This window comes from Acinetobacter tandoii DSM 14970 = CIP 107469 (assembly GCF_000400735.1).
Classification (GTDB): domain Bacteria; phylum Pseudomonadota; class Gammaproteobacteria; order Pseudomonadales; family Moraxellaceae; genus Acinetobacter; species Acinetobacter tandoii.
On sequence record NZ_KE007367.1, the window covers coordinates 495,346 to 519,398 of the forward strand.

Here is a 24,053-nt window from a genome sequence, read left to right on the forward strand (position 1 = left end):
ATGCAGAATCAGACCATTCTGTTTAGAGGTGAAATTTTATTTTCAGTGCTTCTTTGTTCGAGAGTTGCACCTTATGGTTTTGGATATAGGTCGTAATCATGTTTTGCACGCTAATGTGGGTAAAACCATGTGCATAACCTTTAACAATCACAATACTGGGTAGGCTGAAAAATAAATATTTAGCATCATCTAGAGTAGGGCTGTTAAAAACCTGATGTTCTGAGAGTTGTTGCATTAAAAATAATTTTTCAGAAAGAATATCGGGCGATTCATTGCTCCAATAGTTTTGGCGCATCGCCATAAGATTGTTGTGTTTATAGCTCATATCAAGAAAAGGAGTAAATAATGAGCTATTTATAAGTCTCTAAAGTCCCTAATTCAAGTTGCTTTTGGCGAGAACGGTTAAAGTTTTGTATCCGTTTATTAAGGGGCAAGTTTGGATATTAAATCTATCCAGTGGTCTTATATAGATTGAATTTTAATGAAATTGCAGGTGATTGAAAAATGGAATGAAATAGAGAAGAAACACAGTTAAGCATTATAAAATCAGGCAAAACAAGGTATCATAAGCCGTTTTTTATGATTTTGACCTTGGAGACGCCTTAAGTGGATCGACCGACTATTAGCCCTGAACATTTACAGGAAGCCGCTGAAACCCTTACCACTATTCGTGATTTTATCCGTTTTGGGGTAACAGCATTACGTCAATACGATGCACACTTAGGTCAAGGTACAGAAGACTTTTTTGCTGAAAGCTCAGCATTAGTATTACAGACGTTATCTTTAGACTGGAATGCTGATCCAGAAATTTTAGATGCAAAATTATTAGCAAGTGAAAAAGCAGAATTCCTACAATTGCTTGAACGCCGTATTAATGAAAAAGTACCCACTTCATATCTATTGAATTTGGCGTATTTCTTTAATAAGCCATTTTATGTGGATGAGCGTGTACTTATTCCGCGTTCGCCAATTGCTGAACTCATTGAAAACCGTTTTGCACCTTACTGTTTAGATGAAAATGGTGAAATGCGTGCAGCGGACAATAATCTTCCTGTCAATACTCAGCCTAAAACACCGCAACGCATTTTAGATATGTGTACTGGTTCAGGTTGTATCGCAATTGCTTTGGCTTATGCATTCCCAGATTCGGAAGTGGATGCAACCGATATTTCAAAAGAAGCATTAGAAGTTGCTTCAATTAATGCCGAACATCATGACAAACAATATCAAGTTGCGTTATTAGAGTCAGATTTGTTCGCTAAAATTCCTGCTGAAAATCAGTATGACTTAATTGTATCGAACCCACCGTATGTGGATGCGGAAGACATGGCAGATTTACCCGATGAATTCCGCCATGAACCAGAGTTGGCTTTGGCTGCTGGACAAGATGGCCTTGATTTAGTGCGTAAAATGTTGGCACAAGCCGCAGACTACTTAACAGAAAATGGTTTAATTGTTATCGAAGTTGGTAATTCTGAATGGGCGATGAAACAAAACTTCAATACCATCGATTTCCATTGGTTGAAATTCCAAAAGGGTGGTTCAGGCATCTTTGCTTTAACAGCCGCACAATGTCGCCAATTCCGTGATTTATTCATTCAATCTGTTCAAGCATAAGGAGTTGTGAACATGGCAGGTAATAGTATTGGACAACTCTTCCGTGTAACGACCTGTGGTGAATCTCATGGTGTAGGCTTGATGGCAATTGTGGACGGCGTTCCACCGGGGCTTGAGCTTTCTGCTGAAGATTTGCAAAAAGATTTAGATCGTCGTAAACCAGGAACCTCGAAATTTGCCACGCAACGTAAAGAACCTGATGAAGTTGAAATTATTTCAGGGGTTTTTGAAGGTAAAACTACAGGTACACCGATTGGTTTATTAATCCGCAACACAGATCAAAAATCTAAGGATTATGGCAATATCGCGCAAACTTTCCGTCCAGGGCATGCGGACTACACTTATACACAAAAGTACGGTTTTCGTGACTATCGTGGTGGTGGTCGTTCTAGCGCGCGTGAAACAGCGATGCGTGTTGCTGCGGGAGCTATTGCGAAGAAATACCTTGCTGAAAAATTCGGAATTTTAATCCGTGGTCATGTGACTCAAATTGGTACTGAAAAAGCAGAAAAGTTAGATTGGAATGAAGTTCCAAATAATCCATTTTTCTGTGGCGATGTCGATGCAGTGTCACGTTTTGAAGCCTTGGTGACTTCTTTACGCGAGCAAGGTACAAGCTGTGGTGCAAAATTAGAAATTTTGGCTGAAAATGTTCCAGTGGGTTGGGGGGAGCCAGTATTTGATCGTTTAGATGCGGATATTGCCCATGCCATGATGTCAATTAACGCCGTGAAAGGGGTTGAAATTGGCGATGGTTTTGCTGTAGCAGAACAGTTTGGGCATGAAACACGTGACGAATTAACCACAGATGGTTTCTTGGCAAATCATGCTGGCGGAATTCTGGGTGGTATTTCCAGCGGTCAAACCATTCGAGTTGCGATTGCACTTAAACCTACTGCAAGTATTACCACACCTGGTAAAACCATTAATATTGATCGTGAAAACACTGATGTCCTTACAAAAGGACGCCATGATCCATGTGTTGGTGTGCGTGCTACACCAATTTCAGAAGCCATGTTTGCGATAGTGTTGATGGATCATTTCATGCGTCACCGTGCACAGAATGCCGATGTAATCGCACCATTTGCACCGATTGAACCAAAATAATTTGCATCAAAAAAACCAGTTCACATGAACTGGTTTTTTATTTAATTTTAAATAGCCTAAGCATAGAAAGTAATTATAAATTCCAGAAATAGATCGCTTGCTATAAAACAATTTCTCACACCAAAATCTTGAAAATATTTAAGGCTAGATTTATGCAATCATTAAAGTTTCGTAAAGCGGAATTAACCGATTTAGACCGTCTATTACATTTAATTAATTTAGCTTATCGCGAAAATCCTATCCAGAGCTGGACCAATGAAGCAGATTATGTGTCGGGGCAAAGAATTAATAAACTGCAATTACAACAGGCTTTGATGGATGATAATTATCATCTATATGTTGCTGAAGTTGATGATGTTATTTCTACAACATCCTTAATCGGATGTATTGGTTTGGCGTTTAATGCGGAAGAAGTGGAAATAGGTACTTTTTGTGTAGATCCTGTCTTTCAAAATGCAGGTGTGGGCCGGGTGATTTTATCATTCGCTGAAACGCAGGCTTTGCTAATACAACCTAATCTTAGATTGTATATGATGTATGTACTTGATATTCGTTCTGAGCTTATCGCTTATTATCAGCGTCGGGGCTATAGTTTAACTCAGGTGCGGAAGCCATATCCGATTGATGCTAACGTCGGAAAGCCATTATTAAATATTGAATTACAACAATTAATTAAGCATGTCAGTTAATGTTTTAGTTCATAAAAAAGCCCTCATCATAATGAGGGCTTTTTTATTAGGCAAGGAACCAAGTGTAATATCCCCATAACATCAGGGGCCAAGCAATGAAAGGGCTAAATAACCACTTCCAGAGCCAAAAGCGAGGGATAAATCCTACGCCGTAAATGAAACCACCTGAAATACCAATCATGATAAACATCATGGCGCGGTGACTATATTCACCATTGGCATCTAACATTGCACTTGGGTGGATCAACAAGACCGCTGCGAGAGGCAATGCCAACAAAAAGGACACTGCCATTACAAACTTATTTGGTTTTTTTGGCTGTTCTGTTGTCATTGCTACGTCAGTCATGCTTTATTCCTCATCTAAATCTTGATGATGCTCGATATATAGGGCACTGAGAACACCAGCAAAGCATGCCATCAAAATACCGAGAATCCATGCAAAATACCACATAATTTATTCTCCTTAGCATCGCCTTAGTACAGGCTATGTGAATTCTCTTGAATATGTTTTTTGGTAATAACGCCCCACATTTTGTAGTAGCACCAAGTGGTGTAGCACAAAATAAGTGGTACAAAAATACATGCAGCAATCGTCATCACAGTAAGCGTAGTTTGACTTGAAACAGCGTCCCACATGGTCAAGCTTGCAATAGGATTGATACTTGACGGCATGAGGAATGGGAACAAAGCAAAACCTGCTGTTAAAATTGCACCTACAACCGCTAAACTTGAACCTAAGAAGCTAAAACCCGCTTTGTTTTTGCCTGCTGCAAGTACCACAATCAAACCACCTAAGATCCCTGTAATTGGGGCAATCATGGTGATTGGATAAGTCGAGTAGTTGTTCATCCAACCATGATTGGCATTGGTAATAACTTCTTTTGCTAATGGGTTTGCTGCACCATTGGTGTCAAATGGAGTAACTAAGGTATAACCTTCGATTCCGCCAAAATACAACCAAGCGCCAGCACCCAAGAAACAGATAAGGTAAACAATGCCCATCAATTGTGTCGCTTTAGCAGAGCGCTTTCTTAAATCACCATCTGTACGTAGCATAAGCCATGCACCACCATGTGCGCAAAGCATGGATAAACTTACAATACCGCAAACTAAAGCAAATGGATTGAGTAGTGCAAAGAAGCTGCCTGTGTAGGTCGAACGTACAGTCTCATCAAGTGTAAACGGTACCCCCAAGAACATATTGCCAAAGGCCACACCGAAGACTAGAGCAGGTACTGCACCACCGATACATAATCCCCAATCCCAAGATGTACGCCATTTGGTATTTTCGAGTTTAGATCGATAGTCAAAACCTACTGGCCGTAGAAATAAGGCAAATAGAACCAGCAATAATGCCCAGTACATGCCAGAAAAGGCTGTCGCATACACCATAGGCCAAGCAGCAAATAAAGCACCACCTGCTGTAATAAACCAAACTTGGTTGCCGTCCCAGTGCGGAGCAATCGTATTGATTGCTGCGCGTCGCTCTTCATCTGTTTTACCTACAAATGGCATGATTGCCATAGAGCCCATATCGAAGCCATCGGTGAGGGCAAAACCAATCAGCAAGACACCGACTAAAACCCACCAGATAATTTTGAGTAATTCATATTCGATCATGCTTGAGTCTCCTCATTGCGAGCTGCTTCAAGTTTTTCAAAATGGTATTTACCTGTGTGAAGCGAACTTGGACCAAGACGGGAGAATTTGATCATTAAATACATTTCAATAATCAAAAGTACAGTATAGAACGCAGCTAAAGCAGCGATAGAACCCCATACATCACCAGTGCTTAAGCTAGATGCTGACAAGTGTGTAGGTAATACTTCACCAATCGTCCATGGTTGACGACCAACTTCAGCAACGTACCAACCTGTTTGTGCAGCAACCCACGGAAGTGGTAAAGCTAAAAGAGCAAACTTGAGTAACCATGGTTTGTTTTCGGCATTGCGTTTTGCTACTGCAAAAGTTGCTAAAACAAATAGTAATAACATTAAGAAACCAGATGCTACCATTGCACGGAATGCCCAGAACAAACTTGGTACATGTGGAATAGTATCTAACGCGGCAGATTTGATTTGATCTTCAGACGCATCTACAACATTCGGTGTATATTTTTTCAAAAGTAGACCGTAGCCTAAATCTTTTTGAGATTGCTCAAAAGCAGCTTTAAGTTCAGGAGATGTGTCACCTGCACGAAGCTTTTCAAGTTGAGAATATGCAACCATACCATTGCGAATACGATTCTCGTGTTGAACTAAGAGGTCTTTAATACCTGTTACCTCTTTAGTTGTCGAGCGTGTTGCAATAATACCCATGACATAAGGAACTTTAATTGCATAGTCTGTGGTCATGGTTTCTTTATTTGGAATACCAAACAGCGTAAATGGTGCAGGTGCAGGGTGTGTATCCCATTCTGCTTCAATTGCGGCAAGTTTGGTTTTTTGAACATCACCTAACTCATAACCAGACTCATCTCCGAGTAAAATTACAGAAAGTGTTGATGCTAAGCCAAAGATAGCTGCAATCGCAAATGAACGACGTGCAAATGGAATATCACGCTTTTTAAGTAGGTAATAACTTGAAATTGCCAATACAAAGATAGCGCCAGTTACATAACCTGCTGAAACGGTGTGTACAAACTTAACCTGTGCAACTGGGTTGAAAATGAGTGCGCCAAAATCGACCAATTCCATACGCATGGTTTCGTAGTTGAACTTAGAACCAACAGGGTTTTGCATCCAGCCGTTAGCAACAAGAATCCACAGGGCTGACATATTAGAACCTAGAGCAACCAACCACGTCACACCTAAATGCTGAACTTTGGAAAGTCGATCCCAACCAAAGAAGAATAAGCCAATAAAGGTAGATTCTAAGAAGAAAGCCATGAGACCTTCAATTGCCAATGGTGCACCAAAGATATCGCCTACATAGTGTGAGTAGTACGCCCAGTTTGTACCAAACTGGAATTCCATCGTTAACCCTGTTGTTACCCCGAGTGCAAAGTTAATACCGAAGAGTTTCCCCCAGAATTTGGTCATATCTTTATAGATTTCTTTACCAGAAATGACGTAAGTCGTTTCCATAATGGCAAGAATAAAAGCTAAACCAAGAGTTAGTGGAACAAAAATAAAGTGATACATCGCGGTCATTGCAAATTGAAACCGCGAAAGATCGACCACGCTTTCAGAAATCATCAACGTGTCTCCTTGATTTGGGATGGACTGCCAGCAATACGCTCAGCAACTTGATTGTCAAAGTTTTTGGGAATAGTCGGTGCATCAAACCAGATGTGTTTAATCGTGAGTAGGATAACGACCTTAATTATTAATATGATCGTTATTTCACGGACTAGGCGTTGATTAAAATCTTTTGGAACTAAGCTCATGGGAATAAGCCTGTTTTGAAACATGATTAATATTATTAAACAATTTCATACAAAAAATAAATAGGAAATACAATTAAAATAGAAATATATTATTAATTTGATATAAATCAATATTTTATGAATCACAGTGTATTATTTTTATTCTAATTTACATGGTTTATTTCAGACTAAAACAGTTGTAATTTAATTAAATTAAATCTGACTAAAATGCTTATATTTCAAAAATATTAAAACAAAGTATTTTGGTCTATTTAAAAATGGATTAATTATTAAACTGTACTAAATAAGTTGGATTAAATTTTAGATTTATTAACTAATTCTCATTGATATTGATAATTGAACAATAAATATACACTCAATTGGGTGGGATGAGGAAGGTTTATTTATTTTTCTGAAAAAATGAAAATACAGGTGTATCTATGTCGTAGAGTGTTGGATTGGATTGGATTGGATTGGATTGGATTGGATTGGATTGGATTGGATTGGATTGGATTGTGAGCAAAACTACATTGTAGGAAATCAGCGATGAATTTATCAATAAAGACGATTTGACCCCTCGATATCATTTAGATTGGTTGGAAGTGAATCAAAGTTCCGAAATTTATTTCTGCATTTCATTTGAGAAAAGCTCATTTGATCTTGAAATTTTTTTGGCGATGTAATGCGAGTGTTTAATGCGAATTAAAATAATTTGAGATTGAAATTCCAACTCGCCAAATTCTGGTTCTACTTGTATGTAGTGTAATTGACCATATTCATCTCTAACGCGAGCTTGGGCGGAAAAACCGGGGCGAGCATTACCACTTGAAATCGTTGCGAGTCTACCTAACAAATTAGACTGGAGTTGCATTTGCGTAGGTTTAATCACCTGATCCAGACAGTGAATCATAAATACAGTAAAGAATATCGCAATAATTAATGCAGGGAGAATGACATAATATGCGGGTAAAAAATGCTCTTGCTGTGCGAAATAACTAAACTGAAGGAAATAACCTGAGAAGCTAAAATTCATTAACAGAAAGACTAAAATTAAGATTTTAGAAAACTTTACGTTGAGTAAGGGGGCTTCTGCGAGTTTTTGTGGGATAACACGCTTAAAAAACTGGCTTGGTCGGATATGTAGAAAATAACCAATGGTTTCTACCAAGCTGAGTAATACAAGGGCCAATAAACTTAAATGAAACGGCATTAAATTTATATCGTGTATTAACTCAAGCATGGCAAATTCCATAGGTTATTCAGGTAAGTAGATTCCGCCATCAGAATGCACAGTTATCTCGACCTTTTCAAGTGACTGACCTAAACAAGGACCAGAGATACATTCGCCAGTTTCTACGGTAAAGAGTGCACCATGAGTCGAGCATTCAATATATTCTTGGTCACGGTCAAGGAACTGATTTTCTAGAAATTCAAGTTCTACTTGTAAGTGTGGGCAAACATTTTGATAGGCAAAAAAAGCACCATCTCGTTGTGTAATAAAAATCGTATCACCATTTGGCGTTTCAAAAGCACGTGCTTCACGCTCTGGAATATCTTCGGTCACACAAAGTTTATGCATTAGGCACATTCCTTCTTTTGAAAGTTTGTTAGCAATTGTGCATAGTCTTGATTGGCTAGACGTGGACCAAACTGTGAAACCACTTCACTGGAAATCAAGATCGCAAGTTCTGCCGCAGTCTGTAAATTATCACCTGTGTTCAATGCATATAGGAATGAACCAGCGAATGCATCGCCAGCACCATTGGCATCAACCGCAGTCACAGCACGACCAGATACACGAATGGTTTCTTGTTCAGATGAAATAATCGCACCTTCTGCGCTTAATGTAATTACAACGTATTTACTATGTAGCTTCAATTTAGCCAATGCATCTTCAACTGTGGTGGTTTCGGTATACATCATAGCTTCTTGTTGATTACAGAAGAGTAAATCTACGCCATCATCTAACAATTCATTTAAACCTTCACGCGCATATTGCACCATGGCTGGATCAGACAGCGTTAATGCAATTTTGACTCCATGAGCACGTGCAATTTCTCGGGCTTGTTTAACTGCTGCACGTGCTGTAGCGCTGGTAGATAAATAACCTTCGATATAGAGCCACTGTGCAGTTTTTAATGGCTCAAAATCAATTTGTTCTGCAGAAAGTTCTGCGGTAATGCCTAGGTAGGTTTGCATAGTACGTTCTGAGTCAGGACTGACCAAGACCATGCAAGTTCCTGTTACACCTTCACTGACTGATTTAGCTGTTGTTTGAATACCAGCTTCATTTAAGCCATCTAAATAAATTTTACCTAATTCATCATTACCTACGCGGCAACCATAAAATGCTGTACCGCCAAGTGCGCTAAACGCTACGGTTGTATTGGCAGCAGAACCACCTGAAGCCTGACCTTTATATACTTCGGACTGTTTAAGTTGAGTATATAAATTTGCTTGTTGATCACCATCGGTGAGTTGCATGGTTCCTTTTTGCAGGTTGTGTTGCGTAAGAAATTCATCAGAAACTTTAAATTCTTGGTCAATCAGCGCATTACCAATTGCAAAAAGATCAACAGAGGTCATGTCGTTCAATCACATCTAAAATAAAACACTAAGTTTACACCAATGCTCAGGATTGCAGAAGTTTTGTGAATAAAATTCAAGATTGTACCTAATTGATTGTGTTTTATTGTTTAATAGGCAAAACCAGTGTTAGGTAATAGATAGAAAATGGAACTCATCATTAAAGAAGCTGAACAATTACCTGCTCAAATTGAGACTTTACTCAAGTTGGCAAATAAGGAAGGAGTGAATGTTGTTCAGCGTCTCATTGACGAATATGCAAATGGCCAAAATCAGTTTAAAGACGAAGGTGAGTTTTTATTAATTGCATACGATGGTGATAAGTTAATTGGTTGTGGTGGTTTAAACCAGCAACGCGAAGAAGAAGGACAAAGAAGTCGAATTGGACGAGTGCGACGTTTTTACGTACATCCCAAATATAGACGTCATGGAGTAGGAAAAGACTTGTTGGCGTATTTAGAAAATAAAGCCAAGCCTAATTTTTCAGCGCTCTGCTTACAAACTGATACACGTTTGGCAGCAGATTTCTATCAAAAACAGAACTATGTTTGGGTCGAAAATAATCCAAGCTATAATTATTTTAAATATTTAATTTAGTTTTCAGTTATTTACTTGAATAGATACGATGCGTAGTGTGTTACTGTGTATGGTTCTAGACCTGAATAAAATACTCGGGTTTATACGTGAATTATGGCTCAAACTAAAGCTATAATCATTTCAGTTTTATTTAAAAGATTATTAGGAGCGCACATGACTGTAGATGTGACTGAAACTATTTCTCAAACTGTACATCCAGCGTTTCAGTTGATTCGTCAACACCATGTTGAAGCCTTAGATATTTTAGTGACTGAATACCAGCATAAAGTGACTGGTGCGGTACATTATCATCTTGCGACTAATCATGATGAAAATGTGTTCTTGGTGGCTTTTCGTACTCAGCCCATGGATTCAAAAGGTGAAGCACATATTTTAGAACACACAGCATTGTGTGGTTCAGAAAAATTCCCAGTGCGTGATCCATTCTTTTTAATGATTCGTCGTTCATTAAATACCTTTATGAATGCCTTTACTGCTGCGGATTGGACAGCGTATCCATTTGCGACACAGAATAAAAAAGATTTCCAGAATTTGCTTGAAGTGTATTTAGATGCTGCTTTTGCTGCTAATTTGAATCCATTAGATTTTGCGCAAGAAGGTATTCGTATTGAGCTTGAAAATGGTGAGCCAGTATATAAAGGTGTGGTTTTTAATGAAATGAAAGGAGCGATGAGCTCACCCTCAGATCAGTTATATCATCAGTTAGCACATCACTTATTTCCTGAAACCACCTATCACTATAATTCAGGTGGGGACCCTAAAGATATTCCAGATTTAACTTACGATGAGTTAGTGCGTTTCTATAAGTCACACTACCATCCAAGTAATGCAGTTTTTATGACCTTTGGTAATGAATCTGCCTACAACTTACAAGAACAATTTGAAACTTTGGCATTGGCGAAGTTTTCAAAAGGTGAAACGCTCTTTTCTAAAGAAGAGCGTCGTTTGACTGCACCACTTGAAGTGACTGAAACTTATGCAGTGGACGCAGAAGATTTAAAAGACAAGACTTACCATATTATTTCGTGGTTATTGCCTAAAGCCAGTGAGATCAAACTGCGCTTAGGAATGCGCCTTGTAGAAGGTGTATTGTTGGAAGATTCAGCTTCTCCGCTACGCCATTATTTAGAGACTTGCGGTTATGCGCAGTCTACAGGCCCAATTATGGGTGTAGATGACTCTAACTATGAAATGACCTTCTACTGTGGCGTACAAGGTTCAAACCCTGAGCATGCCGCAGAGTTTAAAGCAGGTGTATTTAAAGTTTTAGAAGATGTGGCTTCGAAACCTGTCGATCAAAACATGGTCGATGCGATTTTACATCAAATTGAATTACATCAACGTGAAATCAATGGTGATGGCATGCCGTATGGTCTAAGCCTCATTTTAAATGGTTTAGGTAGTGTTATTCACCACAGTGATCCAATCACAGTGTGGGATGTAGACTCAGCGATTGCTGCAGTGAAAGAAGAATTGAAAGATCCAATGTGGTTATCAAACTTGATCAAAACACATTTGATTGATAACCCTCATCGTGTCCAAATGACTTTAGTGCCTGACGCAAACAAATCTGCGGTAGAAGCGGCGGCAGAAAAAGCGCGTTTAGCAGCCATAGGTGCTCAACTGACAGATGCTGAAAAAGCAGAAATTCAGGCGCAAACTGAAGCATTGAAAGTTCGCCAAGATACACCAGATGATCTTAACCTTCTGCCAAAAGTAGGTTTAGAAGATGTACCTGTGGAACTACAAATTGTACAAGGGCAATTGCGTGAGATTATCTCAAACCGTATTGATTACCCGTTAAACCTTTATCATGCGGGTACGAATGGTATTTACTACAATCAGGTGCTGATTGAAATTCCGCAAGAGGTGGTGCAATCACCATACTTTAACTTGTTATCTATTTTGATGGGTGAAGTTGGTGCGGGGCAGTATGACTATCTTCAACTACAACAACTGCAAACTGCAGTGAGTGGTGGTTTGGGGATGGGGGCATCTTTACGCTCTAAAGTCGATGATAAACACAAGATTAGTGCATGGTTAACTTTGACCACTAAATCGTTGGTGAGTAATTTTGATAGTATTGCTTTGTTAAAGTTGGCGTTTGAACAACTCCGCTTTGATGAGAAAGATCGAATCATTGAGTTATTACAGCAACGTAAAACGCGTTGGGCATCGCGTCTTTCGGGTTCAGGGCATAGTTATGCTATGCAAATTGCGGGACGTAACCACAGCGCTTTAGCGCAACGTGACTATCATAATACAGGCTTAGGTGCATTAAATTGGTTAGGCGATTTGGTCGGTCGAATTGAAAAAGATGCAGCAGCTTATGATGATTTAATCAATGAATTAAAAGCGATTCATTTGAAACTTTTACAAGCACCAAAACAGTTCTTATTGGTCTGTGAAGAACATCAGTCAGACCGTTTGGTTGAAGAAGTGCAAAATGTTTGGGACAAGTTAGATGTTCCTCAGCATAGCGTTGCGCTTAAAGCTGTTGAACAGGTCAATAACCATGCAAATGAAGCATGGTTAATTCAAGCCAATGTACAGTTCTGTGCATCTGCATACCCAGCGGTAGATGTTGCACACGCTGATGCAGCGCCACTCATGGTATTGGCAGCATATTTACGTAATGGTTTCTTACATAGCGCAATCCGTGAAAAAGGTGGAGCTTACGGTGGGGGTGCAAGTTATGACGGTAACGCTTGTTCTTTCCGTTTCTATAGCTACCGTGACCCACGCTTAGCAGAAACATTTAATGATTTTGAAGCCAGTGTGGCTTGGTTGTTGAATACTGAGCAACAACCGCATCAGTTGGAAGAGGCTATTTTAGGTCTGATTGCTTCAATGGATAAACCTGGCTCACCAGCGGGCGAAGCTATTACTGCGTGTTATTCATTATTACATGCACGTACCCCTGCATTCCGTAAGCAATTACGTGAACGTTTATTGGCTGTGACATTAGATGACTTGAAGCGTGTAGCGGAACAATATTTGCTTAATCAAGAAGCCAATAAAGCTGTTGTGGCTCCGATGGCGAAAAAAGATGAATTGTTAGCATTAGGCTTCCAAATTCATCAAGTGAATTAATACAATAAGAAAAGGGGTGTGTTTATGGCGTTCAAATCATTTGAACGTGGTGTGCTATCGCTGAGTGTTATTATGCTCAGCTCAGCATATACTGCTGCCTATGCGCAAGATCCAGTAGAAAAAATCTCACCTGCGAGTCCAGAAGCTTGTGTAGGTTTGGAGTCTAATGCAGATCGATTAGCTTGTTATGATGCTGTATTTAAGGTACCTGTAACTGAAGTAAAACCAAAGGTTGAGGAGCCTGTTTTAGTCAAGCAAGCTGCAGCGAAACAGGAACCACAAAGCTCGGAAAAACAAGGCGGCAGTTTTAGCAATTTATTTGCACTGGAAGGGCCTAAAATCGACCCAAATCAATCTTTGCTAGATAAACGCTGGGAACTATCTCCGGACAGTAAATTAGGCACTTGGAATATTCGTGCTTATAAGCCTGTATATTTGTTGCCTGTGTTTTGGTCAAGCAAGAAAAATGAATTTCCAGATAGTCCAAACCCGCGTAATACCGTGGATGAAGACCAAAACTTAAAATCGACTGAGGCGAAATTTCAAATTTCACTCAAGACCAAAGCTGTAGAAAATTTATTTGGTGATAATGGTGATCTTTGGGTGGGATACACGCAGTCTTCACGTTGGCAAGTTTACAACGAAGATGAGTCGCGCCCATTTCGTGAAACCAATTATGAGCCTGAAGCGAGTTTAATGTTTCGCACCAATTATGAAATTTTGGGTTTGAATGCACGTTTATTTGGAATTACCTTAAACCACCAGTCTAATGGTCGTTCAGATCCTCTATCGCGTAGTTGGAACAGAGCAATTTTGAATTTAGGTTTTGAGCGCGACAACTTTGCTTTGATGATCCGTCCTTGGTATCGTTTTGATGAAAATGCTAAAGATGATAACAATCCAGATATCAAAGATTATGTGGGACGGGGCGACATCACAGCATTTTACCGTAAAGATGATCATGATTTTTCTTTAATGTTACGCCATTCTTTAAAAGGCGGAGATGATTCTCACGGTGCAGTTCAATTTGATTGGTCTTTTCCAATTCATGGCAAATTGCGTGGTCAATTCCAGTTGTTTGATGGTTATGGTGAAAGTTTGATTGATTATAATCATCGAGCAACTTATGTCGGTTTAGGGGTATCGTTACTGAATTGGTACTGATACTTTTTGAGTAAGTTTTAAAAGCCTGAAATTTTAATTTCAGGCTTTTTTAGTTGGAATTATTTCTAATTTTTTTGCTGTTTTGAGTCCTTTATTTGTCAGTATTCTGTGTTGTAAATTACACGTACTCACTCACTGAAAAAGAGTTTGTATTCACTTTAAATTTGACATTATTTGAGCTTCGCTCATGGTTTATCCGTACAGAATAGAATTGAATGCCGCTTAATTTTTCAAACATTTTCTCTTTTGAGTAACAATCCATCCTGAATCCTTCAACCGATCTGAATATCCGTAGGTGGATGTTTTAAACGTGTTTTCTTTGGCGTGGCAATCATATACGCCAAAGTAAGTGGGCCAAGACGGCCAGCAAACATGAGGAGCATTAAGGTTATTTGGCTGGCAGGTTGTAAGTCGGAAGTAATACCACGTGATAGACCAACGGTACAGGCTGCTGATACAGCCTCAAAGAGTAAATCGAGAAAATGGTGTTTGGGCTCTAAGAGCAATAAGGTCAAAAAACCCATAAATACCAACATGGCAGTAATAGACACTACAGCCATTGCTTTAAATGAAGTATTTTGCGGTATCGAAAAATTAAAAATACGTATTTCATCAGCACGGCGTAAAAAGCTCACTACGCTTAAAGTGACGACAATAAAAGTACCGACTTTAATACCGCCCGCCGTACTTAAAGAACCTCCACCAATAAACATCAGCACCATAGTGACCAGTGCGGATGCATCGGTCATGTCGCCCACATTCAAACTGTTAAATCCTGAGGAGCGCGGAACTGTCGCATGGAACCATGCATTAACAGCTTGTTCCATCGTGCTCATCGGAGCTAGAGTAAGAGGGTTATTGGCTTCTAATAGCCAAAATACTACAAAGGCAAATAGATTAAGACCAGCAATAGTTAATAAAATTAGTTTGCTATTCGGACTGAGTTTTTTCCAGCTTCTTTGCTGTTTAATGTCCATTAAGACCAAGAAACCAATCCCACCAATGATATACAGCATGCTAATAGTAAATGTAATGAAATATTGGCTAGAAAAGTCCATTAAACTATTGGGAAATAAAGAAAACCCACCATTGTTAAATGCGGAAACACTGTAAAAAGCTGCATAAAAGAAAGCTTTTAAGAAATCATATTCTTGCATCCAAGCGATAGTGAGAATGAATGTGCCGATAGCTTCGAAAAATAATGAGTACAGTAGAACCGCTTTAATGGTGTGCGAAACCTTAGATAAACTGGTATGGCCAATAGTCTCCTGCGCCATAATTTGCTGTTTTAATCCAATTTTATTTGAAAGGCTCATCACCGCTAAAATTGCGAAAGTCATAAAGCCTAAACCTCCGCATTGCAGTAATAGCATAATGATGACTTTGCCAAATACCGTATAAGCCTCACCAACATTCACGGCAGACAGACCAGTAATGGTCACTGCTGAAGTTGCGGTAAATAACGCGTGAATCCATGACAAGTCGCCATGATGGGCAATAGGTAATTTGAGTAGTAAAGTTCCCATCAGAATAAAACTTAAAAAACCAAGTGCTAATAAGCTTGGAGGACTTAAGTTGACTGTATTTTTTGGTTTTTTTCGTATTGTTTTCATATTATTTAAAACGATTCGATAATTTTCGTAATTGTTCCAGATGACCCTCAACGACAATAATATCGCCACGCTGTAATATCAAATTGGGGTCTACCTGATATAAAAGATCTTTGCCACGCTTATGTAAGATGACATTAACTTCAGGATTGTATTCACAAATTGTCTGAAAACGAGTGCCATGTAAATTGTCTTTAACTTCAATTTTTACTATATAACGATCATCTTCCAGAGACATGTAACGACTGACCATTGGATAGCTGAGTGACTGAGCAACACGGACGCCCATATCCTCTTCTGGATGAATAATTTTATCGATGCCTAAATGGCTCAGGATCATATGGTGAGATTTTGATTTTGCTTTTACCCAAATTTTTTCGATGCCCATATTCTTGAGATGTAAAACACAAAGAATACTGGCTTCAATATCTTCGCCGATGGCGACTACAACAGCATCACAGTTTTGGATGTTTAATTCATTGAGTACGTGTTCATCGGTTGCATCTGCAATTACAGCATGAGTGAGGACATCAGAAATGTTTTCTACATACTTTTTATTGCTATCGATTCCCAGTACATCATGCTTTAACTCAACCAATTCAGTTGCAACAGTTGCACCAAAACTTCCTAAACCAATCACTGCAAATTGAGCCATGTTAGGTCCTTATCTTGTTAGGTGTATTATTATTTACACATTTGAATTTCATAATGTCTAATCATAGCGTTAATTGATGCTTGAAATGAAGTTTTGCTGTATCGACTGTGCATTTAGTAAAAGCAAAATGACTAAAATAATTAGGGTTTTAACATGAATGAAAAGAAAATTTATAAGCAGTTAACAAAATGGTTTCCTGAGTTGAAGCAGAATCCATTGCCTAAAAAAAAGCATCGCGCAAAAGCGGAGTACTTTTTAACTTGGTTAAATTCTCAGGAGAGTGAACAAGCTGTTGAATATATGATGGGACTGAATATTCATCAATATTTGGAAAATGGACTGGCAGAACATCCTTTTTTTCAGCACATGACCACTGAAATTGAAATGGTGCAAGCACAAATACAATCACGTGCAGATCCGATTTTAAAACACTATGAGCAATTTGAGCATGTGATTGGGCGTTTTTATCGGGTACAAGATCAAATTTTAGAAATCATTTTGGACGAAATTTATAAATTTCTAAAATTGCAGAATTTCGCACTATTGTTGCTTTGGGGTAAAGAACATTATTGGTTGGCCGTGCCGAATCAACCAAAAAAAATTGAAGTATTCTGTGAGCTATTTAATCGGCAATTCGATGAGGCGGGTTTGAAAGTAGAAAAATATCAACCTTCAGAAATGTCTTGGTCTATTTGAATGACAAACAGAGCCCTAAAGACTCTGTTTGTATAAGTTCGATGGATTATTTTAAGAAGCGTTGGTAACCAAGATTGTTGGTAATTTCCACGTATGGATAAGTGATGCTTTCTAATGTTTCAATTAAACCATCTGGGTTTTGTTTGGCATCGCTGGCTTCTAAACCGACCAAAACACGACCTTCGGCAGCACCGTGGTTACGGTAGTGGAAGAGGGTAATGTTATGAGTTGGTCCTAAACGCTCAAGGAATGTCAGTAATGCACCTGGACGCTCTGGGAACTCGACACGGAATAAACGCTCATTTTCTAAGTCAGCATGACCACCGACCAAGTAACGGATGTGTAGTTTTGCAACTTCATCATCAGAAAGGTCGTCTACATCATATTGAGTCTTCAGTAATTCATGAATGTCATGACGTTCTTTTTCACCATTTTTTAGGCTAATGCCTACAAAAACTTGTGCGGCAGATGCATTGCTTGCACGATAGTTAAACTCGGTGATGTTACGACCTTGTAGTGCACGACAGAATTTGAGGAAAGAACCTTTTTCTTCTGGAATAGTTACTGCAAAAATCGCTTCTTTGTGTTCACCGAGTTCGGTGCGCTCTGCGATATAGCGTAAGCGGTCAAAGTTCATGTTTGCACCGCAAACAATTGACACCATGTTTTTACCGTGAATATTGTGCTCTTCAACGTATTTTTTAATGCCAGCTAAAGCCATTGCACCAGAAGGTTCGACAATGCTACGACATTCGTCATAAGTATCTTTAATGGCTGCACAAATTTCGTCAGTGTTTACTAGAACGACTTCACGCTCAACAATAGGCCCAGAGTTGTCCGATTTTTGCAATTGTAAGACTTCAAATGGCTTTTCACCAATTTGTGCAACGGCTGTACCATCGGCAAATAGACCAACTTGAGGCAGAATCACACGCTCATTGGCTTCAAATGCTGCTTTTAAACAAGCCGATTCGTCATATTCAACAGGAATAATTTTGACATGCGGCGCAACATCGCCTAAATAAGCTGCAATACCTGCAATGAGACCGCCACCACCAACGGCAACAAATACATATTCGACATCACGCCATTGACGTAAAATTTCATTGGCAATGGTGCCTTGACCCGCCATGACCAGTTCATCGTCATAAGGGGGAATAAACGTCATACCTTCATCTTTGGCACATTGAATCGCATATTTATTGGCAACATCGAATGAATCACCATGTAGAACGACTTCTCCACCCAAGCGTTTTACTGCTTGTACTTTAATGTCAGGTGTCGTTTTTGGCATGACAATAATGGCGCGAATACCTAACTTTTGACCAGATAAAGCCACGCCTTGAGCATGGTTACCTGCTGAAGCAGTAATAACGCCACGTTCCAACTGAGATTTCGGTAATTGACTAATACGGTTATACGCACCGCGTAGTTTGAAAGAAAAGACAGGTTGTAAGTCTTCGCGTTTAAAGCGAATGTTGTTGTTTAGCTTTTCACTAATTCGTGGCGCTGCTTCGAGTGGGGTTTCGATTGCAACGTCATACACCGTTGCTTGTAAAATTTGTCGAACCAAACGAGACAGCATGTTAATTTTCCATCTAACAGTTTAAAATAGGCGCTTATTGTAACAAACCCCTACACATTTGCGTTTTAAAATTGCGCAAAACGTGAAAAAAAGTTGAGTGATGTCATGAGTCTATATGCAACCCAAGATGAGAAAAAACAAGCAGCAGCGAAAGCCGCTTTAAAACACTTACCAAAAGGTGGCATTTTAGGGGTAGGTACAGGCAGTACCGTTAATTTTTTAATTGAACTTTTACCAGAGCTTCAACTTGAAGCGGCAGTAGCAAGTTCAGAAGCAACTGCAGAACGTCTAAAGAAACTCGGTATTGAAGTGGTTGATATGAATCATGTCGGTGGCTTGGATGCTTATGTTGATGGTGCAGACGAAATTGACCGTCATATGCATATGATTAAAGGCGGCGGTGCTGCTTTAACTCGTGAAAAGATTGTGGCATCAATTGCAAAGAAATTTGTGTGTATTGTTGATGATTCGAAATGGGTTGAACAATTGGGTCGTGAGTTCCCATTACCTGTAGAAGTGATTCCAATGGCGCGTTCGGCTGTAGCACGTAAAATCGTGAGCTTGGGCGGTGACCCAGTTTACCGTGAAGGTGTAGTGACAGATAACGGCAATGTTATTTTAGATGTTTATAACTTGAATATTCTAAATGCGCTTGAACTTGAAAAGACTATCAATAACATTCCGGGTGTGGTGTGTAACGGCATTTTTGCGTTAAATAAAGCGGATATCGCTATAGTTGCAACAGACAACGGCATTGAAGAACGTACTGCTGTTTAAAAAATCCTCCCTGACCCTCCTTTGAAAAAGGAGGGTAGTTTCTCTATTTGAGCTAACAATTTAAGTCATGTTTTAACTTTTAGCTTAAAGTGAAGACTGAATAATCTAAATAAAATTTCAAAATAAATGACCCATACACTGCCAGAAATCCAAATCACCCATCATGCACGCGCAACACGTTTAAGATTACGTGTAGAGCCAACACAAATTCGTTTAACTGTTCCAAAGATTTGTACAAAAAAACAGATTCAGGCTTTTTTACAGCAGTCTGAGCAATGGATGATTGAGACTTGGCAGAAACAGCAAAAAAAATCAGGACAGCTTGACCGAAGCCTGCCGATACAATTGAACCTATTTAATCTAGAGCAACCTTTACCAGTAATTTATAAAACACAAAAGCAATCTTTTATTTTTGATGAACAAAATCATCAGCTTTGGGTGAGTGAGCGACAACCAGAACAATATCTCAAAGCATTTGTGATTGCCTATGCTAAGCATCATTTACAACATTTTCTAAAACAAGTCAGTTATGAGATCGGTTTGGAATATTCGGCTTGTAATATTCGACAAGCAAAAAGCCGTTGGGGTAGTTGTAGTGCGAAGCATGACATTATGTTGAATAGTGGTTTAGTATTGTTTCCACGGGAAATTACGCGCTATGTGTGTGTGCATGAATTGGTACATACGGTTTACTTTGATCATAGTGTACATTTTTGGGCAAAAGTGGCTGAATATGATCCAAATTTTAAGTCGCATCGTCATACATTAAAAAATACAGCATTGCCGTTTTGGTGGTTCTCTTCTTGAAAAAGCTAAATTTTATGATGTGATTAATCTGATAGATTTGAGTTTGAATGAGTAAATAAATCATCTACACTGCGATTACTTTTAGTACAAGCTTTTAGTCTTGGGCGTGAATTTTACAGATACCCATTATTTTATATTAATTGTTCCAGCTTGCCTGATCTTAATGGGAAGCTTGTTTTTAATATGCCATTATTTTTATCAGGCTCCAAAATACTTATTTTGGCTAGGTCTAGGTTATATCGTGCCTTCTTTTTCATTGGCAGCACAAAGTTTTATGTCTAATTCAGAGCTGGCTCTGTCTGCACCTTTACTGGGAGGGATGTATTTATTTGGCGCTTGGGCAAGTGCCTATGCAATGGCATTAAGAAAAAAAGGCCATGCGCATTCATATTGGTGTTTGGGGTTAATTGCGATAGCTCTATTGTTGCTAAGCTATTTTTCATACGTAGATAATCAATTATGGATCAGGATGTTGATTCTTAATTCCACTATTGCAACAGTAGAGTCATTGGTTTTATTCTCGATATTTAAAAACTATCAAAACATTGATATATTTAATAAAATTGTAGATTTTTCTTATTTTTTTATTGTAATTTATACTTTTACACGCAGTTTAATTATTTATCTATTTTTGAGTGATATTGACGCTGACATGCTGGTCACCTCCGTTTGGTGGTTAATTATGCTTGCTGCAAGTATTTTTTTAAGCATGTGGTTTGCGATTGTTCTGTTAGGGACTTTGGTGCGAGATATTATTCATAAGTTGAATGATGAGCGTCAGAAAGACCCATTAACCAATTTATTAAACCGACGTGGTTTTTATGAAAAAGCCAAGTCAGTACTTTCATATACATCTCAAGACACCCATTTTTTACTGATGTGTGATATTGATCATTTTAAGCAAATCAATGATCAATATGGTCATTTGATTGGTGATAGCATTTTGCAACAGGTTGGTGAAATTATTCGGGAAAATGTTCGTGGTCAAGACTTGGTTGGGCGCTTTGGTGGTGAAGAATTTATTTTACTTCTAAAAGTAAAAGACCAATATCATGCTTATGCAATTGCCGAACGTATTCGCATCGCTATAGAAACTAAGCGGTTGTCAGTGAGCAAAATATCGGTCACAGCCAGTTTTGGTTTAGCACAGATCGTTGAGCAAGATTTTATACGTGCGATAGGTGTTGCTGACCAATTACTGTATTCCGCGAAGCAATCTGGACGAAATTGTATTGGTTTGGATTGTACCCAGATGATTTCTACAGCATTGAATTAAAGTGTTAACAACACTAAAACATATAAAATCCAAGCAAAACAGTTTAGAAAGCCTCAACTTCCTGTCATACTACGCAGTTACAAAATGGCTGCTTTTGAATAGGGGTAAAGCGCGTGATTTCAGTAGGTATTGTTGGTGGAACAGGTTATACAGGTGTTGAATTATTGCGCCTATTGCTTCGACATCCAAATGTACAAGTAAATGTACTGACATCACGTACCGAAGATGGCCGCCGTGTCGATGATATGTTCCCAAGTTTACGCGGACATACAGATCTTAAATACTCAGACTTAAATATCGAACAATTAAAAAAATGTGATGTAGTGTTTTTTGCAACACCGCATGGTGTAGCGATGAAACATGCGGAAGAACTCGTTGCAGCAAATACTAAAGTGATTGATTTAGCTGCTGACTTTCGTTTACAAAATTTGGTGCAATTTGAAAAATGGTACGGTATGCAACACGCATGCCCTGAGCTGCTTAAAGATTCTGTGTATGGTTTATCTGAATTAAACCGTGACAAAATTAAGCAGGCAAATGTGATTGGTAACCCAGGTTGTTATCCTACAACAGTACAACTGGGCTTGGCACCATTGTTTAAGCATAGTGACACGTTGGTTAAACCTGAGAGTATTATTATTGATGCGAAATCAGGTGTTTCAGGTGCTGGGCGTAAAGCAAGCATGGGTATGATTTACACTGAAAACGCTGATAACTTTAAAGCTTATGGCATCGCAGGACATCGTCATCATCCTGAAATTGTAGAAGCCTTAGAAAATATTTCAGGTCAAACTGGTGTTTTTGATCAGATCTTGTTTGTTCCGCATTTAGTACCCATGATTCGTGGCATGCTCAGCACTATTTATGTGGATTTGACTGATGCAGGTGCTGAGTTCGATTTGCAAGCATGGTATGAGCAATTCTATGCAAATGAAAGTTTTGTAGACGTGATGCCTGAAAATAGTTCACCTGAGACCCGCTCAGTGCGTGGAGCCAATCAATTGCGCATTGCTCTATATAAACCACAACCTAAAAAATTAGTGGTTTTGGTTGCGCAAGATAACTTGGTTAAAGGTGCTGCTGGTCAGGCTGTTCAAAATATGAACTTAATGTTCGGTTTTGATGAAACAGCAGGTCTAGAAGGCATTGGTTTATTGCCATAAAACTTATTAAATACCTTCACACACATTTAAATTTAGATTTAAATGTGTGTTTTGAATAATTCAAAATAAGAGATGACGATGCAGAATACTGACTCGAACACTACGTCACAATCGAATGAACCTGTCAAAAAGCCTTTTCTTGAAACCAATTTACCTTTGGTGATTGGTGCTGCCGTTTTGGTGCTCGGAAGTGGGTTTATTGGCTATTCGGTCGGACATCGGCAGGGTTTAACAGTGGTTGGTTATGATGCAGATGCCGAACAACTGGTTGAAGTTGTGCAAAAGCAAAAACAAACGCTTGAAGGCTTAAACAAAAGCATGAATACCGCAGTACAAGAGCGTGATGTTGCGGTCAGTAATTCAAATGATTTATTCACCGCACTCAATCAGGCAAAAGACAGTGAAACTCAGGCTAGAAGTTTAAGTGCACTATATCGGGAAATATTACGTCAACGTGGTGGTTTAAGCCTTACTGTACAAAATTTAAGTATTAAGCCTTTACCTGAAAATGCTTTTGAATATCAGCTAGATTTAGTACAAGTCAGCCCAAGTAAACGTAATACTTCTGGGGAAGTAGCCTTACATCTTATTCAAGGCACTGAAGTTTTGGTTGTTCCAATGGAAGATAAAAACTTTAACTTTGATGAATATGAGCGTTTGACTGGACGTTGGACAATGCCTAAAGGCTTTACCCCGCAATTTGTAGAAGTTCGTTTAACTGGAACGAATACACCTGTAATTAAACGCTTTAGTTGGGCGAAAGGGAATGCAGTTGAGTCACCATCTGCCAATATCTCTGAAATCCCTCAAGCTGAAGCGAATGCTCAATAGTTGTAAATGATCATATGCGAAATTCGAAACGCCCAATTTGTCTAAACGACATTAAAAGTAGTTTTTATCAGTCTGGTTTAGTGGACTGGCATTTTAATCCGCGTTTAGTGGATGAACCTCAGCACGATGAGCATGGGGATGTTGCTGTACAAACTGCGCCACCCGAATTAAAGCGTCCATCTTTGTATGCTGTCGTTTTAATGAACGATGATTACACCCCAATGGACTTTGTAATTGAAATTTTACAACAATACTTTGCAATGAATCTTGACCAAGCCACTCAAGTAATGTTAACAGTACATTACGAAGGTAAAGGTATTGCAGGCGTATATCCAAGAGACATCGCGGAAACCAAAGCGAACCAAGTCAATAATTACGCTCGATCTCAAGGTCATCCACTACTTTGTCAGATTGAGCCAAAAGATTAAGGGGG

25 protein-coding genes are annotated in these 24,053 nt (G+C 39.0%); 13 read left to right on the forward strand and 12 right to left on the reverse strand.

Going from position 1 to position 24,053, the window contains the following annotated elements:
• Positions 1 to 22: 22 nt before the first annotated feature.
• Positions 23 to 325, reverse strand: coding sequence for a hypothetical protein (locus tag I593_RS11700; protein ID WP_016167787.1), 303 nt, complete (start codon positions 323 to 325; stop codon positions 23 to 25).
• 281 nt (positions 326 to 606) lie between these two features.
• On the opposite strand from I593_RS11700, the gene prmB reads away from it, so the two are divergent.
• The 3 genes from prmB to I593_RS11715 all read left to right on the forward strand — a co-directional run bounded on the left by prmB (position 607) and on the right by I593_RS11715 (position 3,413).
• Positions 607 to 1,617, forward strand: coding sequence for a 50S ribosomal protein L3 N(5)-glutamine methyltransferase (prmB, locus tag I593_RS11705; protein ID WP_016167788.1), 1,011 nt, complete (start codon positions 607 to 609; stop codon positions 1,615 to 1,617).
• 12 nt (positions 1,618 to 1,629) lie between these two features.
• Positions 1,630 to 2,724, forward strand: a complete 1,095-nt coding sequence (aroC, locus tag I593_RS11710) for a chorismate synthase (protein ID WP_016167789.1) — start codon at positions 1,630 to 1,632, stop codon at positions 2,722 to 2,724.
• Between the two features lie 152 nt (positions 2,725 to 2,876).
• Complete coding sequence (locus tag I593_RS11715) at positions 2,877 to 3,413, forward strand: GNAT family N-acetyltransferase (RefSeq protein ID WP_016167790.1); 537 nt, start codon at positions 2,877 to 2,879, stop codon at positions 3,411 to 3,413.
• A 46-nt stretch (positions 3,414 to 3,459) separates the two neighbouring features.
• Here I593_RS11715 and I593_RS11720 read toward each other — a convergent pair whose 3' ends face one another.
• From I593_RS11720 to I593_RS11755, 8 genes are all read right to left on the reverse strand, one after another.
• The gene (locus tag I593_RS11720) at positions 3,460 to 3,759 is read right to left on the reverse strand and encodes a cyd operon YbgE family protein (protein ID WP_016167791.1); all 300 of its coding nucleotides are present in this window, start codon (positions 3,757 to 3,759) and stop codon (positions 3,460 to 3,462) included.
• 3 nt (positions 3,760 to 3,762) lie between these two features.
• Positions 3,763 to 3,864: a cytochrome bd-I oxidase subunit CydX gene (cydX, locus tag I593_RS20105; protein WP_002120988.1), complete on the reverse strand. Its 102-nt coding sequence runs from the start codon at positions 3,862 to 3,864 to the stop codon at positions 3,763 to 3,765.
• A gap of 23 nt (positions 3,865 to 3,887) precedes the next feature.
• Positions 3,888 to 5,033, reverse strand: coding sequence for a cytochrome d ubiquinol oxidase subunit II (cydB, locus tag I593_RS11730; RefSeq protein WP_016167792.1), 1,146 nt, complete (start codon positions 5,031 to 5,033; stop codon positions 3,888 to 3,890).
• Positions 5,030 to 6,610: a cytochrome ubiquinol oxidase subunit I gene (locus I593_RS11735; RefSeq protein ID WP_016167793.1), complete on the reverse strand. Its 1,581-nt coding sequence runs from the start codon at positions 6,608 to 6,610 to the stop codon at positions 5,030 to 5,032. The genes cydB and I593_RS11735 overlap by 4 nt, the downstream gene beginning before the upstream one ends.
• A complete protein-coding gene (gene cydP / locus I593_RS11740; protein ID WP_016167794.1) occupies positions 6,610 to 6,801 on the reverse strand; it encodes a cytochrome oxidase putative small subunit CydP in 192 nt (63 codons plus the stop codon). The genes I593_RS11735 and cydP overlap by 1 nt, the downstream gene beginning before the upstream one ends.
• A gap of 601 nt (positions 6,802 to 7,402) precedes the next feature.
• Positions 7,403 to 8,020 carry an OB-fold-containig protein gene (locus I593_RS11745; protein WP_016167795.1) on the reverse strand — a complete coding sequence of 206 codons (618 nt, stop codon included), beginning with the start codon at positions 8,018 to 8,020 and terminating at the stop codon, positions 7,403 to 7,405.
• Positions 8,021 to 8,035: 15 nt separating this feature from the next.
• Positions 8,036 to 8,344, reverse strand: a complete 309-nt coding sequence (locus I593_RS11750; RefSeq protein WP_165492958.1) for a Rieske (2Fe-2S) protein — start codon at positions 8,342 to 8,344, stop codon at positions 8,036 to 8,038.
• A gap of 14 nt (positions 8,345 to 8,358) precedes the next feature.
• The gene (locus I593_RS11755; protein WP_016167797.1) at positions 8,359 to 9,366 is read right to left on the reverse strand and encodes an adenosine kinase; all 1,008 of its coding nucleotides are present in this window, start codon (positions 9,364 to 9,366) and stop codon (positions 8,359 to 8,361) included.
• Positions 9,367 to 9,513: 147 nt separating this feature from the next.
• Between I593_RS11755 and I593_RS11760 the strand changes: the two genes are divergently transcribed.
• From I593_RS11760 to I593_RS11770, 3 genes are all read left to right on the forward strand, one after another.
• Positions 9,514 to 9,963 carry a GNAT family N-acetyltransferase gene (locus tag I593_RS11760; RefSeq protein WP_016167798.1) on the forward strand — a complete coding sequence of 150 codons (450 nt, stop codon included), beginning with the start codon at positions 9,514 to 9,516 and terminating at the stop codon, positions 9,961 to 9,963.
• A gap of 153 nt (positions 9,964 to 10,116) precedes the next feature.
• Positions 10,117 to 13,056 carry an insulinase family protein gene (locus I593_RS11765; RefSeq protein ID WP_016167799.1) on the forward strand — a complete coding sequence of 980 codons (2,940 nt, stop codon included), beginning with the start codon at positions 10,117 to 10,119 and terminating at the stop codon, positions 13,054 to 13,056.
• Between the two features lie 24 nt (positions 13,057 to 13,080).
• Positions 13,081 to 14,220: a phospholipase A gene (locus I593_RS11770; RefSeq protein WP_016167800.1), complete on the forward strand. Its 1,140-nt coding sequence runs from the start codon at positions 13,081 to 13,083 to the stop codon at positions 14,218 to 14,220.
• 272 nt (positions 14,221 to 14,492) lie between these two features.
• On the opposite strand, the gene I593_RS11775 is transcribed toward I593_RS11770, so the two are convergent.
• Together I593_RS11775 and I593_RS11780 are read right to left on the reverse strand one after the other, a co-directional pair.
• A complete protein-coding gene (locus I593_RS11775; RefSeq protein WP_016167801.1) occupies positions 14,493 to 15,833 on the reverse strand; it encodes a TrkH family potassium uptake protein in 1,341 nt (446 codons plus the stop codon).
• Position 15,834: 1 nt separating this feature from the next.
• On the reverse strand, positions 15,835 to 16,485 hold the full coding sequence (locus I593_RS11780; protein ID WP_016167802.1) for a potassium channel family protein: 651 nt from the start codon (positions 16,483 to 16,485) through the stop codon (positions 15,835 to 15,837).
• Positions 16,486 to 16,638: 153 nt separating this feature from the next.
• On the opposite strand from I593_RS11780, the gene I593_RS11785 reads away from it, so the two are divergent.
• Positions 16,639 to 17,181, forward strand: a complete 543-nt coding sequence (locus tag I593_RS11785) for a hypothetical protein (protein WP_016167803.1) — start codon at positions 16,639 to 16,641, stop codon at positions 17,179 to 17,181.
• Between the two features lie 46 nt (positions 17,182 to 17,227).
• Here the strand turns inward: I593_RS11785 and ilvA are convergent, their stop codons facing one another.
• Positions 17,228 to 18,766, reverse strand: a complete 1,539-nt coding sequence (ilvA, locus tag I593_RS11790) for a threonine ammonia-lyase, biosynthetic (RefSeq protein ID WP_016167804.1) — start codon at positions 18,764 to 18,766, stop codon at positions 17,228 to 17,230.
• Positions 18,767 to 18,871: 105 nt separating this feature from the next.
• On the opposite strand from ilvA, the gene rpiA reads away from it, so the two are divergent.
• The 6 genes from rpiA to clpS all read left to right on the forward strand — a co-directional run bounded on the left by rpiA (position 18,872) and on the right by clpS (position 24,048).
• Positions 18,872 to 19,543 carry a ribose-5-phosphate isomerase RpiA gene (gene rpiA, locus I593_RS11795; RefSeq protein WP_016167805.1) on the forward strand — a complete coding sequence of 224 codons (672 nt, stop codon included), beginning with the start codon at positions 18,872 to 18,874 and terminating at the stop codon, positions 19,541 to 19,543.
• Positions 19,544 to 19,669: 126 nt separating this feature from the next.
• Positions 19,670 to 20,350, forward strand: coding sequence for a YgjP family zinc-dependent metalloprotease (locus I593_RS11800; protein ID WP_016167806.1), 681 nt, complete (start codon positions 19,670 to 19,672; stop codon positions 20,348 to 20,350).
• A gap of 163 nt (positions 20,351 to 20,513) precedes the next feature.
• Entirely contained in the window at positions 20,514 to 21,626 is a 1,113-nt protein-coding gene (locus I593_RS11805) for a GGDEF domain-containing protein (protein ID WP_016167807.1), read from the forward strand.
• Positions 21,627 to 21,739: 113 nt separating this feature from the next.
• Entirely contained in the window at positions 21,740 to 22,789 is a 1,050-nt protein-coding gene (gene argC / locus I593_RS11810; protein ID WP_016167808.1) for an N-acetyl-gamma-glutamyl-phosphate reductase, read from the forward strand.
• A gap of 78 nt (positions 22,790 to 22,867) precedes the next feature.
• Positions 22,868 to 23,620, forward strand: a complete 753-nt coding sequence (locus tag I593_RS11815; protein ID WP_016167809.1) for a DUF6776 family protein — start codon at positions 22,868 to 22,870, stop codon at positions 23,618 to 23,620.
• A gap of 14 nt (positions 23,621 to 23,634) precedes the next feature.
• On the forward strand, positions 23,635 to 24,048 hold the full coding sequence (clpS, locus tag I593_RS11820; protein ID WP_016167810.1) for an ATP-dependent Clp protease adapter ClpS: 414 nt from the start codon (positions 23,635 to 23,637) through the stop codon (positions 24,046 to 24,048).
• The last annotated feature ends 5 nt before the right edge of the window (positions 24,049 to 24,053 follow it).

Bases quoted from the DNA above. Each gene is read 5' to 3' on its own strand.
- I593_RS11700 (WP_016167787.1), bottom strand. From the start codon at position 325: ATGAGCTATAAACACAACAATCTTATGGCGATGCGCCAAAACTATTGG.
- aroC (WP_016167789.1), top strand. From the start codon at position 1,630: ATGGCAGGTAATAGTATTGGACAACTCTTCCGTGTAACGACCTGTGGT.
- I593_RS11715 (WP_016167790.1), top strand. From the start codon at position 2,877: ATGCAATCATTAAAGTTTCGTAAAGCGGAATTAACCGATTTAGACCGT.
- I593_RS11720 (WP_016167791.1), bottom strand. From the start codon at position 3,759: ATGACTGACGTAGCAATGACAACAGAACAGCCAAAAAAACCAAATAAG.
- cydX (WP_002120988.1), bottom strand. From the start codon at position 3,864: ATGTGGTATTTTGCATGGATTCTCGGTATTTTGATGGCATGCTTTGCT.
- cydB (WP_016167792.1), bottom strand. From the start codon at position 5,033: ATGATCGAATATGAATTACTCAAAATTATCTGGTGGGTTTTAGTCGGT.
- I593_RS11735 (WP_016167793.1), bottom strand. From the start codon at position 6,610: ATGATTTCTGAAAGCGTGGTCGATCTTTCGCGGTTTCAATTTGCAATG.
- cydP (WP_016167794.1), bottom strand. From the start codon at position 6,801: ATGAGCTTAGTTCCAAAAGATTTTAATCAACGCCTAGTCCGTGAAATA.
- I593_RS11745 (WP_016167795.1), bottom strand. From the start codon at position 8,020: ATGCTTGAGTTAATACACGATATAAATTTAATGCCGTTTCATTTAAGT.
- I593_RS11755 (WP_016167797.1), bottom strand. From the start codon at position 9,366: ATGACCTCTGTTGATCTTTTTGCAATTGGTAATGCGCTGATTGACCAA.
- I593_RS11760 (WP_016167798.1), top strand. From the start codon at position 9,514: ATGGAACTCATCATTAAAGAAGCTGAACAATTACCTGCTCAAATTGAG.
- I593_RS11765 (WP_016167799.1), top strand. From the start codon at position 10,117: ATGACTGTAGATGTGACTGAAACTATTTCTCAAACTGTACATCCAGCG.
- I593_RS11770 (WP_016167800.1), top strand. From the start codon at position 13,081: ATGGCGTTCAAATCATTTGAACGTGGTGTGCTATCGCTGAGTGTTATT.
- I593_RS11775 (WP_016167801.1), bottom strand. From the start codon at position 15,833: ATGAAAACAATACGAAAAAAACCAAAAAATACAGTCAACTTAAGTCCT.
- I593_RS11780 (WP_016167802.1), bottom strand. From the start codon at position 16,485: ATGGCTCAATTTGCAGTGATTGGTTTAGGAAGTTTTGGTGCAACTGTT.
- I593_RS11785 (WP_016167803.1), top strand. From the start codon at position 16,639: ATGAATGAAAAGAAAATTTATAAGCAGTTAACAAAATGGTTTCCTGAG.
- ilvA (WP_016167804.1), bottom strand. From the start codon at position 18,766: ATGCTGTCTCGTTTGGTTCGACAAATTTTACAAGCAACGGTGTATGAC.
- rpiA (WP_016167805.1), top strand. From the start codon at position 18,872: ATGAGTCTATATGCAACCCAAGATGAGAAAAAACAAGCAGCAGCGAAA.
- I593_RS11800 (WP_016167806.1), top strand. From the start codon at position 19,670: ATGACCCATACACTGCCAGAAATCCAAATCACCCATCATGCACGCGCA.
- I593_RS11805 (WP_016167807.1), top strand. From the start codon at position 20,514: ATGGGAAGCTTGTTTTTAATATGCCATTATTTTTATCAGGCTCCAAAA.
- I593_RS11815 (WP_016167809.1), top strand. From the start codon at position 22,868: ATGCAGAATACTGACTCGAACACTACGTCACAATCGAATGAACCTGTC.
- clpS (WP_016167810.1), top strand. From the start codon at position 23,635: ATGCGAAATTCGAAACGCCCAATTTGTCTAAACGACATTAAAAGTAGT.